Here is a 14,273-nt window from a genome sequence, read left to right as displayed (position 1 = left end):
ATGGCAAATATCTGTTGCTCTGTTGGAAGATGTAAACGCTAAAATAAAAGTTGACCACTTTAGCGCAATTCGCTAACCAAAAAGTTGACCACCCTTAACACCCAATCCCTTATCATAGAGTTTGTCGAGAACTTCATGATTCGGGAGGAAAAAAAGGATGTTAAAGATGGCTAATATAGAGCTTATCAGAAAATTGCACTTTAAAGAAGGTCGTTCTATACGACAATTAGCGAAAGATCTTACATTATCAAGACAAACCATTCGAAAAGCTTTACAACAGAATAAAATTCCAACCTATCAACGATCAAAGCCGGTTACCAACCCGGTCATCGACCCCGTTAAACCAATTATTATCCGATGGTTAACGGACGATGAAACAGCCCCCCTAAAACAGCGTCACAGTGCTGCTCAAATCCACAGACGCTTGGTGAAAGAATATGGCTTTAAAGGTGGAGAATCCACTGTACGCCGTTTTGTACGCCAATATAAGCAGCTCAAAGAAACTCCTAATTCCTCTATACCGTTGGAATTCGATCCCGGTGAATTTGCCCAATTTGATTGGGGGGAAATCATTGTGCTTTTAAATGGGATTGAAACGAAGGTAATGCTTTTTTGTATGAGACTTTTGTATAGCCGTAAGATTTTTGTAAAAGTGTTTCAGCATCAACGGCAGGAGGCGTTATTTCAAGGTCACGCAGATGCCTTTGATTATTTCGGTGGTGTCCCGAAAACGATTGTCTATGACAATATGAAAACAGCGGTAAAGAAGGTGTTAGAAGGGACCAAGCGTGAAGAACAGGAGGCCTTTATCCAGTTTCGATCATACTATCTTTTTGATGCCCAATTTTGTGCACCCGCAAAAGGAAATGAAAAAGGACAAGTAGAGAAACTAGTTCAAACAGCACGAGCTCAATTTTTAGTTCCCGTTCCACAGGTAAGTGACTTACAGGTACTTAATCACTATCTTTTAGAACAATGTGATGCCTATGAAGAAACCTATGTTCCAAAAACGAAAGAACAGGTGGGTGAACGATTTTTACTAGAGAAGCAACAGCTTCTGCCGATTATTGGTACTCATCCTTGCGCAAGGAAGGTAAGAGCCTCTGTCAACAGTCTTTCGCTTGTTAATTTTGAAACAAACGCCTACTCGGTACCTACTAGGTATGCCGGTCGGAAAGATGCACAAATAAATGCTTATGTAAATCACATTGAAATAAACATTGACGGAAACTGTGTAGCCAAACATGAGCGTTCATACGAAAAGCTTCAAGAAATTTTTGAAGTGGATCATTACTTGGATGAACTGGAGAGAAAACCAAGGGCCATCCAGCATGCGCGCCCAGTTCGAAGAGCTAATCTTCCACCAAGTTATCAAGAATTTTATAAGAGAAGTCTTTCAAAGTATGGGCATGGAAAAGAGTTTATTCAACTATTAAAACTCCATCGGGAGTTTACGATGGAAACAGTAGAAAGGGCAGTGGCAAGTTGTGTAAAAGAGCAGCTATATACAGCTGATAGTGTAAGGCATTATCTTTACCTCATGACTCAGCCGGAAGCAACAAAGCCAGCCCCAATAAAATATGAAATGGAGCAGTCCGTCACCGTCAAGGCTCCTACATTTAGCCCGTATGACCAACTATTACAGAAAGGGAGGTATATTCACTGAATACACACCATTATCAAATGGATGAATATCTAAAAAGGCTGCGCTTGCCGACTATACGTGAACAAGTTGACGCTTATTTGCGCGAAGCAAATGAGCAACAAATTACCTATGAAGAATTTCTCTTTCAATTATTATCGATTGAAATAGCTGAGCGAGAAATCAAAAAGAAAGAGTTAGCCAGAAAAAAGGCGCAATTCCCTGTACATAAGGACCTCCTCTCTTTTCAATTTGAGGAGGCTCCCCACGTACCAAAAAGACGCATTCTGGACATCTTTCAAGGAGAGTACATTCAGCAGAAAAGGAATGTCATTTTTATTGGGAACTCAGGTACAGGAAAGTCGCATTTATCAATTGCGTTAGGGGAAGAGGCGATTAATCAAGGCTATACTGTCAAATATTATACGGCCGCCCGCCTATCGAATGAACTGATGGAAGCCCAAGACGAAAAAAGGCTCCTCCAGTTGGAGAAACAATGGTTGGCTGCAGATGTCACGATTATTGATGAACTTGGCTATATCCCCTACCACCAGAGAGCAGCCGAATTACTGTTTCAATTTTTTTCTACTCGTTATGAAAGAGGAAGCATGATTATCACTAGCAATCGGGAGTTTAGCCGATGGGTAGAAGTTTTTCACGATGAACAGATGACCGCCGCCTTGTTAGATCGAGTGACTCACAAGGCCCACATTATCCCAATGAACGGAGAGAGTTATCGTCTCAAAGAAACATATTCGAAGTAACAAGAGGGTGGTCAACTTTTACATGAGCGACATGGTCAACTTTTGGGTTGACATTTACAGAAGAAAAGCAAATCTCATCGACTCTGTTTAATCCATTTGATAAATCATATATGCCAATACAATTAAGCTTAGTTTCTGCTAAATAAGCAAAATCTCCACTAATAGCTATACCATGCAGATCTAATCCTTTTCCTGCATGGCTAAAATTTACAACATTTAAACTTTCATCCAATAGAATAATTCCTTCCTCATTTGATGCAACAACAAATCCCTTACCATATCTAGCTATTCCTCTGCATTCAATATCTAATATTATTTGAAGTGTATTCATTCCTTTTTGGCGTTTCAGATGGTATAGTCCCCCATTTTGGTTACAGCAGCTTATCAGTGCATTAAAATCTTTAACTTGTAACATATACAACACTCCAACAATTTTAACTATGTTTTAGTTACTTTTTTTTTCTTAGTAAACAAAACACCTTTCAAGGTATTTTATGCATATATAATAATGAGTGCGCAATATATTAATCATAGGATTAAAATATTTGGAAATAAACTTATTCAAATTAATCGAGGTGGAATTATTGGACTTATCTAAAAAAACCGGAGCAGGCGGAATTAAAGTTTTATTTACGTATTATATTCCCAGTGGAGGTATCGAGACACTAAATAGACAGCGTTTTTATGCTCTAAGTAAAGCAGGAGTTACCTGTCACTTTTTGTATAAACAACATGGAACCGGATTACAGAATATGTTAAAACCAGTTTTTGTTCTTGATAAAGAAGAACTTATCAGGGAGTTAGTTATTCGTGAAAAGTATGATGCTATAGTAGTGGCATCAGATCTTCAAATGCTTGAGAATTTAAAGAAATGGGGAATTAAAAGTACATTAATCTATGAAGTTCAAGGACTTGGCTTCTATAAAGAATATGCAGAAAAATTCATTAAAACTCAAGCTTATGATATTATTAATAATTTTGCTGATGGAATTTTATACCCTAGAACGCCTCATTTAATAAAAGCTTTTGAAAAATATTTTCCCAATAAAAAAAAATTTTGCTTTCACAATTGCTTTAACTCAAAAAGTTTTCATTATAAGAAACTGCCTGCTCCTAAGAACCCTATCCTTGGCTGGGTTGGAAGGATAGAAGAAAATAAAAATTGGAGGGATTTTTTAACAATAGGGTCAAAGTTAAGTGAATCTATCCCCAATATCCAAATGTGGATGTTTGAAGACAATACTCTTTCAAAACCTGAATCAAGAAAAGAATTTGAAAATATGGTATCTTCCCTCAAACTGAATAACAGATTAACAATCTACCCTAATCAACCTCATAGTAAGATGGCAGACTACTTTTCAATGATCGGGGATTCTGGTGGCCTGTTATGCTCTACCTCAAAAGTTGAGGGTTTTGGATACGCAGTTCTTGAAGCTATGATTTGTAGATGTCCTGTCCTTACAACAGATTCAGATGGAGTCCGAAGCTTTATTGTTCATAACCATACAGGAAAATATTATAAACAGGGAGATATCAATCATGCTATCCAGGAAGCTAAAATATTACTAACAAACATTCCTATTAGAAATGAAATAAGAAGAAATGGAGTAGCACATATTGAAAAAATATTTTCGCCTGAAATTTATGCTGCTAATTTTCTGAATATGCTTATTACATTAAAAGAATAAAAATAATTTCAACCATTACATTCTTCAACCACTAGCTTTTTATAGGATTTGTATTATTTTGTTAGTTTCATAGCTGTGTTTACATTTTAAACTAATGATTTTACTTTTAAATTATAAATGGCAGCCATTCAAAAGATCGTAAATCAAGAACATTTTAATATCTCATCTAAGTTAATCTGTAAATTTCTAATAGAAGAAACCCATTTTAATAAGGGTTTCTTCTATAATATTTAAGATTATCCTCAAGTGATTTTTTAAAAGAGATAATTGGTTTCCACCCCAATTGGTTTATTCTTTCAGATGATATCTTAACTTTATCTTCTCTAATGCTCCTTTCAGATATTTTAACTTTAAAGTTAATGGGTGTCATCGTTTTAAATATTTTTACAACTTCCCCTAATGAGCGGCTTTTTCCTGATGAAATTGGATAAATTTCTTTACTTACCCCGTTCTTTAAAAGAATTTCATAAGCTCTGACGGCATCTCGAACGTCTATGAAGTCACGCTGAGCGTACAGATTGTTCACATTAAGAATATGTTCTGCTTTTTGGCTTTCCATTTCAGCAATCTTTTTTGCAAACATAGAACATACCCCGTTTGAATTGCCTGGACCTATTAAATTCGTTGGTTGGGCAATGACAATCGAAAGGCCATAAAGTTCTGCCCAAGCTCTGGCAGCTAGCACTTGAAATGTTTTACTGAGACTATATGGATGGGTAATTGCAGAGATATTGGAAGGGTCGATTTGAAGAGCGGATCCTACTATGACAGACTTTGATTCAGGGCATTCTTTATGGATAGCATCCAGTATATATACAGTTGAAAGCAGATTGGTTTCCAACGTTCCTGTTGGATCGGACCATGATTGACCAACATGGTTTTGACCGGCCAAATGCAACAGATATTGCGGTTTTACTTTCTTTATTAAATTTAGCACCAATTCTTTGTTATGAAGATCGCATTGTTCTACCATAACATTATCAATAGCAATATCCTTACTTCTTGTAACAGCAGTTACCTCATATCCGGCAGATGCAAAATACCTGCAGGAATGGAGGCCAGTAAATCCAGCTGCACCAGTAATTAATATTTTAGACTTCCCGCTCACTTTTTTTTCATCCAGTCTCTAAGTTCCAATAGCATTTCCTTATAAGGCGGGACTTGATACTTCCAATCACTTCTTGTATTTATAATGGTTCTATCCTGTTTAATTTCGCTATCAGGCTGAATGACAACATCTCTTTTATTAAATATCTCTTTAATTAACATCAGCAAATTATATTTTGAAATTTTTTCATCACAAGATAAATGATAAAGTCCCGTTATATTCTGCTTAATCATCCAATCGATTGCCTTTGCCAATTCAAGAGTAGTAACACCATTCCAATAAACTTCCTTATATCCCTTTATGTTCCCTTTTTGCTTCATGAACCACAAAAATAATCCGATCCCACTTCCTTTTAATTCAGGGCCTATTATAGAAGTCCGAATGGTCAAATGTGTATCACTGATGATTTCTCCAAGCTGTTTTGATTCAGCATAAACAGAAGTCCCATCTGGTATATCATTTTCAGAATAATTCCCTTTCGTCCCTAAAAATACACAATCAGTGCTAATGTGAATTACCTTCCCATTGTATCTCTCTGCAAATTTGACTAATTGATGGGGAAGCAAACTATTAACCTGAAAGGCTAGCTTTTGGTTTTTTTCTGCAAATTCGTTCAATATTCCAATACAATTAATTATTACATCGGGCTTTTGCTTATTAATTACGTCCTCAAGCTTTAAAGAATCTGTGATATCAAGATAAATTCCATCTTCATCTTCTTTATTCCTTGAAGTATAAATGACATTATATTGTGGCTGCCTCTGAAGATAATCTACTATCATATGGCCTGCCATCCCTTTTCCTCCAAGGACTAATACCTTCATTTATATAAACCTGCCTTTCTTTAAAACTTTCCTGATTTCATCCGTGCTCATTAGGTCTTTGCTGGAATTATAATTTATTAGATTAACCGGTTTATAATTTGCATATTTTTCCTTCAAGCCATCAATATGAATACTTGGCAATATAACAAAATACTCTTCATCATAAGCAATTGTTGTTTCACTTTCATACTCTGAAAGCAGAAGTTCATGAATCTTCTCTCCTGGTCGAACACCCAGAATCTCAACATCGATTCCTTTTTTGCCCATATCCTCAGATAAAACATGTGCAAGATCCAGGATTTTACATGCTGGCATCTTCATGACAAAAATCTCCCCGCCCAAACTTTCAAAAGTGGCCTTAAAAACCAGTTTGATAGCTTCTTCAATTGTTAAGAAAAATCTTGTCATCTCTGGATCAGTAATGCCAATCCTGCCTTTTTCTATTATCTGTTTCTTAAAGACATGAATCACGCTTCCATTTGTTCCAAGAACATTCCCGCCTCTTATGCAAACAAATTTTGTGTCAGTGTTAAGTGTATTTGCATGGATGATTAGCCTTTCTCCCATCGCTTTAGATAATCCATAAAAATTTGATGGATTTGCCGCTTTATCCGTGGAAATGTATACGACTCTTTTTACCTTGTTATGAATCGCAGCTTCAATTACATTCTGGGTACCGTGAACATTTGTCTTTAATGCTTCTAGGGGCTGATATTCACATACAGGAACATGCTTCAGAGCAGCAAGGTGAAAAACATAATCAACACCCTCAGATGCTTCCATGATAATTTCTTTTTCTTTAATATCTCCGATCACAAAATGAAGCAGCGGGTTATTGTCAAATTCTTGCTTCATCGAAAATTGGTTAGATTCGTTCCTGGAAAAAATTCTTATCTCCTTAGGCTTATAATCTAAAAGCTGCCTAACGAGTTCATAGCCCCATGATCCCGTTCCTCCAGTAATTAGAATTGTCTGGTTCTTAAACAACTTCCATGCCTCCCATCAATAATTTCACCACTTTATCAGAAACACCTGTCTCGCCATATCCCTCAGGCAAAGACCAGTCTCTTTCTCCTTTTAGCATGACATTTACACAATTCAATATCTTTCCCGAGTCTATACCTGATAGAACATTGCTTCCGCAATCAATTGTTTCAGGTCTTTCCGTTGTCCGCCGTACTGTAACCGTTGGCACCCGAAAAATACAGCACTCTTCCTGGACAGTTCCACTATCCGTTAAGACACATAACGCCTTTTGCTCCAATTGAACAAAATCAAAGAAACCAAAGGGTTCATGAAATTCAACAAAGGTATTAAGCGTAAATGAATCAAGCTTTTGAAGCTTTGATCTTGTGCGGGGGTGAATACTGCAGATGATTCTTTTTCGATAAATCTCTGCCACCCTGTTGATTCCATTCATAATTTCTCTTAGGTGGCATAAATTATCTACATTCTCAGCCCTGTGAATAGTTACTAAGAAATATTCTTCCTGCTGTAGACCAAGCGTCTTAATTATCTGACTCTGATCAATACTTGTTTTGTAAGCACTTAATACTTCTTTTATTGGGTTCCCGGAAAGGATGATTCTGTTTTTTGGAAATCCTTCTTTCATTAAATTTTCTTTACTTTGTGGTGTATAAGGCAGATTAAAGCTAGCAATAGCATCAATTACTTTTCGGTTCTTTTCTTCAGGAACGTTCAAATCGAAGCAACGATTCCCGGCTTCCATATGAATAACCGGGATTCCCATTCTTTCAGCCAATATTGCGCTTAATCCACTATTTGTATCTCCCAGTACCAAAACCTTATCCGGCTTTTCTTTTAGAAGGATATTTTCTAATTGATTAAACATATTTCCAAGCTGGCCACCTAAAGTGGCCTGTTTTTTCGATAAGATATAATCCGGTTCCCTGATCTTTAATTCCCGAAAAAACAAGTCGCTTAATGATTCAGTAAAGTTTTGGCCGGTATGGACAAGTATGTGTTTTGAGGCTAATAAATCAAGCTTTTTAATAATAAGGCTAAGACGGATTATTTCTGGTCTTGTCCCCAAAATTGTCATAATTCTCACTTTGTGCACTCCTTTCTGCTAAAATCATTATTTCAATTCGTCCCTATTAACCTATTCATATATCTTTAATTTGAATAGGTTTGTATCATTCATTTAAGTTAATTTTTTTGCTGCCAAAACGGATTCTTTGAAAAAAAAAGAAGGGTTGCCCCTTCTAATCATAGCTATTTAACATTTATACTTGGGATTAGTCATCTAGTAAGTTAGGAAAAGTAACACAATCCTGTACAACTAAATCTTCATCTGGTACAAAATCTACTGCAGCAGCAGCAAAAGTTATCAGAGCTGTTCCAGCAAGATCAGTAAGGGTAATGGCATATGTGTCATCAGCTGATCTGATATTTTCTACTAATGTCAATGTGAACAATACAGTCCGGTCAGCAACTCCAGGGTCTGCAAAGCTTACTGTACCTGCCCCTTCAACAGTCATCGTTGTTACCCCAAGAACCTCTGTACATTCCGGCATTCCAATTTCTGAAGCAGTAAACGTAAAGCTTTGATCTACAGTACCTGTTCCTGTTCCTGTTGGAACAACGAAATCTTCGACAATCCAGGAAATAGTGCTCCCAGTTAATTGACAGTTATCGCAAATCTCAGCATTAAGTTCCGTAGTATAAGTTCCTGCAGCTAACGGTGTATCAAAAAGAATTGGTGCGAAGGTAATATCAACTGGACCAGTCAATGGATCTGTATCCACAAACGCCTGGCAATCACAGTTGTCGCGAGGGAAGAAGTCACATTGTGCAGGCCATTCGAATTCCGGACATACGCCGTTAGTAGGAAGTTCAATGTCATTTGGACGCGGGAAGCAGAATTTAGCAAGTACTTCTAGTTTTACATCTGCTTCTACTTGAATCTCGAAACAGATATCCAGCATAACCTGAAGGCCAAGGTCTGGGTCTCCAGTTTCGATGAAGTTAGTGTCACAGTCTAGTGAAATTAAACGGCAGAACACGTTATCAGCTGTAAACGGTTCTGGAGCACAAACAACTAAACGGCGGGATTCACTGATAGTAGGACGGAATTGGCAAATGATAGCACCTGTGCTATCAAAGATTGTAATTAGCGGTCTAATAGTGAAAATGACTTTTACAATGGCCACTTCTACTAGTCTGCCGCCTAGCGGAATTTCACGTCTTTCAATTCTGGAAGAAACTGTACACAATGCGTTTCCATCCGTATCTGGAGGATCAAGCGGGAAGAAGCCTCCTACATCTGGAACTTCGCATGTTACATCTAGCGGTGTTCTTCCTGCTGCAACCGCTGCAGCAACTGCAGCTGCGCAATCATCCGGCAAGGTTATACCTGTATCGGTAGAAATAGCATCAAAAACCCAGTCATAAACCTTGGATACCCGAATACATTCTTCTTGAACGTTATTAGGAGTCAATTGGGATCCTCTAATAGGTTTCAAGCAAATCATCCTTTCTAATAGGTTGTGTTTTCACTTCATAGTATGGATATATTTAGAATTGTGTTCTAATCAAATAGCCTGTTTTTGTTGATTCTCACGAATTCGGTCTCTTCTTCATATATATAGGTGTTACAAATGCAATTGATAAAAGGAGACTGTACACATGACCTATTCTGTTTTTATTGATGGCGAACTTTTAGGCAAAGCTCTCTATCAGTCAGCAGTTAGCCTAGCATTATTTTGTGAGCAGCAGGGATTTGAAGCAGTTATTGATCAACACAAAGAAACGATTAATATTGAAACCGGAAGAAAACAGCACCCTATCTCAATTTCTGCTCGTTCAAAGAACCAGCCAAGCCAGGACGCTGTTCTAAAATTGAATGATATCCTTAAAGCTGAGGGTCTGGATCTTTTGAAAGAGCCAAGTATCATTATATATTTGGATAGCATTGACCAGCAGTATTCTGATCAGCAATTGATCATTGAACATAATGTTCTTCTTGATGAAAGGCTCAAAAATCTTCTCATTATAGAGTTTAATAAAGCAAAAATACCTTTTGTTTTAAATGAAAAGAAAAATTTAGCTGCTGATGGGAAACAGCAATTAGCCTTCAGATCTCAATTTAACGAAGATGATCGACTAATATTAAGCATATCTCGTGCTTTGATCAGGTACTGCAGCGTCAAACCTGCTGCAAATAATTCGGCTATAGTGCCAATGCCACTTATAAAGTCCTGGTTAAGCTCCTTTTTAGATCAAGCACCACTGCCTAATACACAAGAAAAGAAAGCTGTAACAAAGGGTCCTGAAAAAACCATGAAACCCGAAAAGAATAAAAATAGCTCAGCAGTCAACAGCCAAGACCAAAGATTAAAGAAAGCCAATGCTGAAGTATTCCTAAATTACACAATGCTCATTCCAAGACCGGATGATGAACAAAAAGAGTATATGGTGAACGGTTCAATCATAATGAAAAATACTGGGGATCTTGATTTAAAGAATCCTGTCATATGCATTAAAATCCCCGTCGAACAAGGAATCTCTTTACAGGGCCAGATCCTGCCGCCTAAACTGGTTGCAGGTCTGGCAATGAAGGGCAGTGATGGAGAAAAAGGCTGGAAATATGTATATGATGATTGGAGAGATAGGGTGAAAACCAAAGGGGAATATTGGATTACTTCCATTCAGGAATTAACTATTCCCCCTGGAGGCTCTGAAGTATTCAACGGGTTAAAGGTCCTTATAAGAGAACCTAAAAATTCCTCAGTCGGTATCCATGCATTTGTATACTTTAATGAAGGCAAACAACAATACGCATCCAACAACACCATTTCACTTTCATTTTAAGCCTGTGTTAAACAGGCTTTTTATTTTGCAACAATCTGCCTATTAGCACATAGGATAGTGTATATGCTCCTAATTGTAAGGTCAGGAGGGCACATACATGTTGAATGCACCTTTCATTAAAGATAATGGGAAACAAGACTATAGAAATCTTCAGCAAAAAGTGATTTATCTTACTGCTGAAATCTCAAAATATAAAAATAAAATTAAGGATTATCAAGAAAATTATCATTACAGCCAATTGGAAACTTTGAAAAATGAGAACCAATACTTAAAGGAACAAATCCAAAAAAACCAGCAGGATGAATTAGATATAAAAGAACAACTTAGTTTTGCAATAGCCCGTTATGAAATGAAGCTGAAAGAACTTTCTTCTATAGAAGCAGATTACCTCTCTAAGATTGAATCATTAAATGAACAGATCCTAAAAAGTGAGAAGCAGATTTCAAACCTGCAGGAAAATAACACCTCTTTACATCAGGAAATTGAAGAGTTCCATAAAAATAGAATCTACCTGCATAAACAACTTTCTGAAAAAGATTCTGAACTTATCAGATTGAAAAATGAGAATAAACATCTCCAATCAAAGAATAATGACTTTAAAGACTTAGTTGTAAGTATGAAAGATGAATTGAACAAATACTCAAATCAATTAGAGACAATCGAAAAAAAGGATCAGCTAATTATAGACGACCTGCAATATAACCTATCCATACAAAAAGAGGAAAATGAAAAGCTTCTTCTTGAAATACTGGAATACCGTGCCTTAATTAGTGAATATGAAGATAAAATAAAGAAAAATGAAATGAATATAAAAGAATTAAAAATAAAAGATGATAAAAACCTTCAGCTTCAACAGCAAAATGAGCAGCTGCAAGCATTAAACAGGGATTTGTATGAAGAAAAGGTGTTGTTGGAGCATGTACAAAAAGAAATAATTGCTCAGTTACTATTAATTAGAGATGAGATCAAGGAATATCCAAACTCCCCAATTAGTTCGGATGTTATATCTAACTGTAAACTTGGCGCCAATGCTAAAAAATAAGTTAGTTGCTGAAAAGTTAGTAAATATCAGAAAGGAGAATGAACATGCTCCGCAATCATACTCCAAATATGGATAGCCAGATACAGCAGAAAATAACTAACCTAAAATCAGAATTAGTCAAATGTCAGTCCATGCTTAGCTCCCCTTTTAAAAGAGATGACTCAATAGAATTCGAAAATAACATGATGCAAATTAATGAATTGATCAATAAAAATGATACCTTGAGAAAGAAATTAGCTTTACAATCTGAAGAAAATAAAAAACAAAGGTCATATTTGCATAATTTACAGAGATCAGCTTATGAGCTTTATCATAAAGATTTAACTGATGAACTTTTTATTAAAGAAGATAAAGAGCTGATTTACAAATTAGAAAGACGAATTTATGAGCTTGAATTAGCGTTTTGGGAAATGCATTGTAAAATTGAGAATTTGGAAAGGGAAAATGCAAGACTGATTCAATTACCTGAAAAAGAAAATTCACTTCACTTATTCCAAACATCAGATTCTTCTGACACCTGCGGTGAGATCATTGTATTAAAGGAAAAAAAGAGGCTTGAACAATTAGTAAGTATAGAAACGAACACAGTAACAGCCTTCAGCAATCCAAAGCTCCCAAAAAAATCTTATGATGAAGCTGAAATTATTAACCCTTTAACTGACCGTAATGTAGAGCTTGAAAGGGCTATAAAACTATTAGAGGGAAAAATTTTATCATTAGAAAACAAAATGAATCATCAAGAATAACACGCCTTTGAATGGGTCGTGTTTATTTTCTTTCCTTCTCCATTAACCGTTCAGTTTGTTTTAGAATGCTCATTTTGGGTAAATAAGAAGCAAGCAAACACAAGGAGGAGATACTTATGAACAAAGACCAGACAAATGGCAATGTGGACCAATTTAAAGGCGAATTTAAAAAGCAATACGGCAAACTGACCAATAATGAATCTAAAGAAGCTGAAGGAAATATGGATAAATTCAAAGGACAGGCACAGGAAAAATGGGGAGATGCAAAGGAAGCCCTGTCAAAAACTTTTAATGACCGAAGAGATTAAAAAAAGTACTCAGCGCCTTAGAGCGTTGAGTACTTTTTAATGATTAAAAAGTCGTTTTCGCCCCTAAATAACGAGGCTTCCAATATGAATTATTCATATCGCTGATTTCTACACCGCGTGAAGAACCAGCATGAATGAACTTGTAATTGCCAAGGTAGATACCTGCATGTGATGGACCGGACTTGTATGTTTCAAAGAAAACCAAATCGCCCACTCTTGGTGCTGCAACATGTTTTGTCGCGCTCCAAATGGATGCTACAGTACGAGGAATAGAGATTCCCACTTTACCATATACATAGTTCAGGTAGCCGCTGCAGTCAAATCCAGCAGGTGTGCTTCCTGCCCATTCATAAGGTGAACCGATGTATTTCTTAGCCTCAGAAATCAGTTCATTCACCTTTGATGTCGTTTGGCCTGCAACCTGTGATTCTGCCGGCTTGCTTGATGCCGTACCAGATACTTTTAAAGTTTGACCAGCATAAATCAAGTCAGAAGAAAGGTTGTTCATTGCCTTTAGTTGTGAAACCGATAAGTTATGGCGAGATGCAATACCTGAAAGAGTGTCTCCTTTTTTGATGGTATAGGATCCAGTGCTTGCAGGAACAGAAGGTGCAGCAATGTTAGCCGAACCTTTCACTTTTAGCTTTTGACCTGGATATATCGTGTCACTGCTGATTCCGTTTAAACTCTTTAGTGTACTGACGGAAAGGCCGTGTGTTCTTGCAATTCCCCATAAAGTATCGCCCGATTTCACTGTGTAGCTGACTGTACCGCCAGAAGACCCTCCTGTTGAAGCGTCATGGCTGTGCGGTGCCAGAAGAGTCAGAGCTTGTCCTTTATATATTATCGATCCTGATATATTATTCCATGTCTTTAACTCTTCAATTGAAAGATTGTTAGAGCGGGAGATTCCCCATAAGGTGTCGCCAGACTGAACTATATATTTATTTTCATGAGCACTTGCTTCTCCATTGAACGGTGTAATCAAAAAACCAGCTGTCGCAGCCATTGTAAGTAGTTGTTTCTTCAAGTTGTACACTCCTTAAATTTCTTTGACAACCTAATATTAGTAATAATTCTAGTAAAATCCTATCTGAAAATAATGGACAAATAGGTAAAATCATCTATAATTTCATGGAATTCCCTACACTGGTTAAATTGTAGTAACTTTGTCCTGTATTTATTAGTAGTTATTTCCACAATAACAGGGATAACCGGGTAAATCTTCGTCATATTTCGGACTATTCTGATTAAACTTTCTTTTCCCCAAACAAAAAATAGATCAGCATTTTAAAGCTGATCTACTTAAAGAAAACTC

14 protein-coding genes are annotated in these 14,273 nt (G+C 36.7%); 7 read left to right on the top strand and 7 right to left on the bottom strand.

The window, feature by feature from the left end; translation table 11 throughout:
- The first annotated feature begins 157 nt into the window (after window positions 1-157).
- Both istA and istB read left to right on the top strand, forming a co-directional pair.
- The gene (gene istA, locus A361_RS11830; protein ID WP_019380290.1) at window positions 158-1,666 is read left to right on the top strand and encodes an IS21 family transposase; all 1,509 of its coding nucleotides are present in this window, start codon (window positions 158-160) and stop codon (window positions 1,664-1,666) included.
- Between the two features lie 17 nt (window positions 1,667-1,683).
- A complete protein-coding gene (istB, locus tag A361_RS11825) occupies window positions 1,684-2,406 on the top strand; it encodes an IS21-like element helper ATPase IstB (RefSeq protein ID WP_019380289.1) in 723 nt (240 codons plus the stop codon).
- Here istB and A361_RS11820 read toward each other — a convergent pair.
- Window positions 2,384-2,821: a hypothetical protein gene (locus A361_RS11820; RefSeq protein ID WP_064328213.1), complete on the bottom strand. Its 438-nt coding sequence runs from the start codon at window positions 2,819-2,821 to the stop codon at window positions 2,384-2,386. The two genes, istB and A361_RS11820, sit on opposite strands and share 23 nt — an antisense overlap.
- Before the next feature lie 130 nt (window positions 2,822-2,951).
- Here A361_RS11820 and A361_RS11815 point away from each other — a divergent pair, with 130 nt between their 5' ends.
- Window positions 2,952-4,094, top strand: coding sequence for a glycosyltransferase family 4 protein (locus A361_RS11815; protein ID WP_019382438.1), 1,143 nt, complete (start codon window positions 2,952-2,954; stop codon window positions 4,092-4,094).
- Between the two features lie 205 nt (window positions 4,095-4,299).
- Here A361_RS11815 and A361_RS11810 read toward each other — a convergent pair whose 3' ends face one another.
- From A361_RS11810 to A361_RS11790, 5 genes are all read right to left on the bottom strand, one after another.
- Window positions 4,300-5,202, bottom strand: a complete 903-nt coding sequence (locus tag A361_RS11810) for an NAD-dependent epimerase/dehydratase family protein (protein WP_009334807.1) — start codon at window positions 5,200-5,202, stop codon at window positions 4,300-4,302.
- Entirely contained in the window at window positions 5,199-6,026 is an 828-nt protein-coding gene (locus A361_RS11805; RefSeq protein WP_009334808.1) for a dTDP-4-dehydrorhamnose reductase family protein, read from the bottom strand. The genes A361_RS11810 and A361_RS11805 overlap by 4 nt, the downstream gene beginning before the upstream one ends.
- Window positions 6,027-7,013 carry a polysaccharide biosynthesis protein gene (locus A361_RS11800; RefSeq protein ID WP_009334809.1) on the bottom strand — a complete coding sequence of 329 codons (987 nt, stop codon included), beginning with the start codon at window positions 7,011-7,013 and terminating at the stop codon, window positions 6,027-6,029.
- A complete protein-coding gene (gene wecB, locus A361_RS11795; RefSeq protein ID WP_009334810.1) occupies window positions 7,006-8,097 on the bottom strand; it encodes a non-hydrolyzing UDP-N-acetylglucosamine 2-epimerase in 1,092 nt (363 codons plus the stop codon). The genes A361_RS11800 and wecB overlap by 8 nt, the downstream gene beginning before the upstream one ends.
- A gap of 187 nt (window positions 8,098-8,284) precedes the next feature.
- The gene (locus A361_RS11790) at window positions 8,285-9,520 is read right to left on the bottom strand and encodes a hypothetical protein (protein WP_236888030.1); all 1,236 of its coding nucleotides are present in this window, start codon (window positions 9,518-9,520) and stop codon (window positions 8,285-8,287) included.
- A 154-nt stretch (window positions 9,521-9,674) separates the two neighbouring features.
- Between A361_RS11790 and A361_RS11785 the strand changes: the two genes are divergently transcribed.
- From A361_RS11785 to A361_RS11770, 4 genes are all read left to right on the top strand, one after another.
- Window positions 9,675-10,859 (top strand): hypothetical protein, encoded by a 1,185-nt coding sequence (locus tag A361_RS11785; RefSeq protein WP_019382440.1) that lies wholly within the window; start codon window positions 9,675-9,677, stop codon window positions 10,857-10,859.
- 97 nt (window positions 10,860-10,956) lie between these two features.
- Window positions 10,957-11,901 carry a hypothetical protein gene (locus A361_RS11780; protein ID WP_019382441.1) on the top strand — a complete coding sequence of 315 codons (945 nt, stop codon included), beginning with the start codon at window positions 10,957-10,959 and terminating at the stop codon, window positions 11,899-11,901.
- A 44-nt stretch (window positions 11,902-11,945) separates the two neighbouring features.
- Window positions 11,946-12,647, top strand: a complete 702-nt coding sequence (locus tag A361_RS11775) for a hypothetical protein (RefSeq protein ID WP_019382442.1) — start codon at window positions 11,946-11,948, stop codon at window positions 12,645-12,647.
- A 116-nt stretch (window positions 12,648-12,763) separates the two neighbouring features.
- On the top strand, window positions 12,764-12,955 hold the full coding sequence (locus tag A361_RS11770; protein ID WP_019382443.1) for a CsbD family protein: 192 nt from the start codon (window positions 12,764-12,766) through the stop codon (window positions 12,953-12,955).
- A gap of 43 nt (window positions 12,956-12,998) precedes the next feature.
- Here the strand turns inward: A361_RS11770 and A361_RS11765 are convergent, their stop codons facing one another.
- Complete coding sequence (locus A361_RS11765; protein ID WP_019382444.1) at window positions 12,999-13,985, bottom strand: LysM peptidoglycan-binding domain-containing protein; 987 nt, start codon at window positions 13,983-13,985, stop codon at window positions 12,999-13,001.
- Window positions 13,986-14,273: the final 288 nt, after the last annotated feature.

The sequence above is a fragment of the Cytobacillus oceanisediminis 2691 genome (assembly GCF_000294775.2).
Taxonomy (GTDB): Bacteria; Bacillota; Bacilli; order Bacillales; family Cytobacillaceae; genus Cytobacillus; species Cytobacillus pseudoceanisediminis.
Note: the sequence above shows the minus strand (reverse complement) of the source record. Positions and strands in the feature narration are given on the sequence as shown.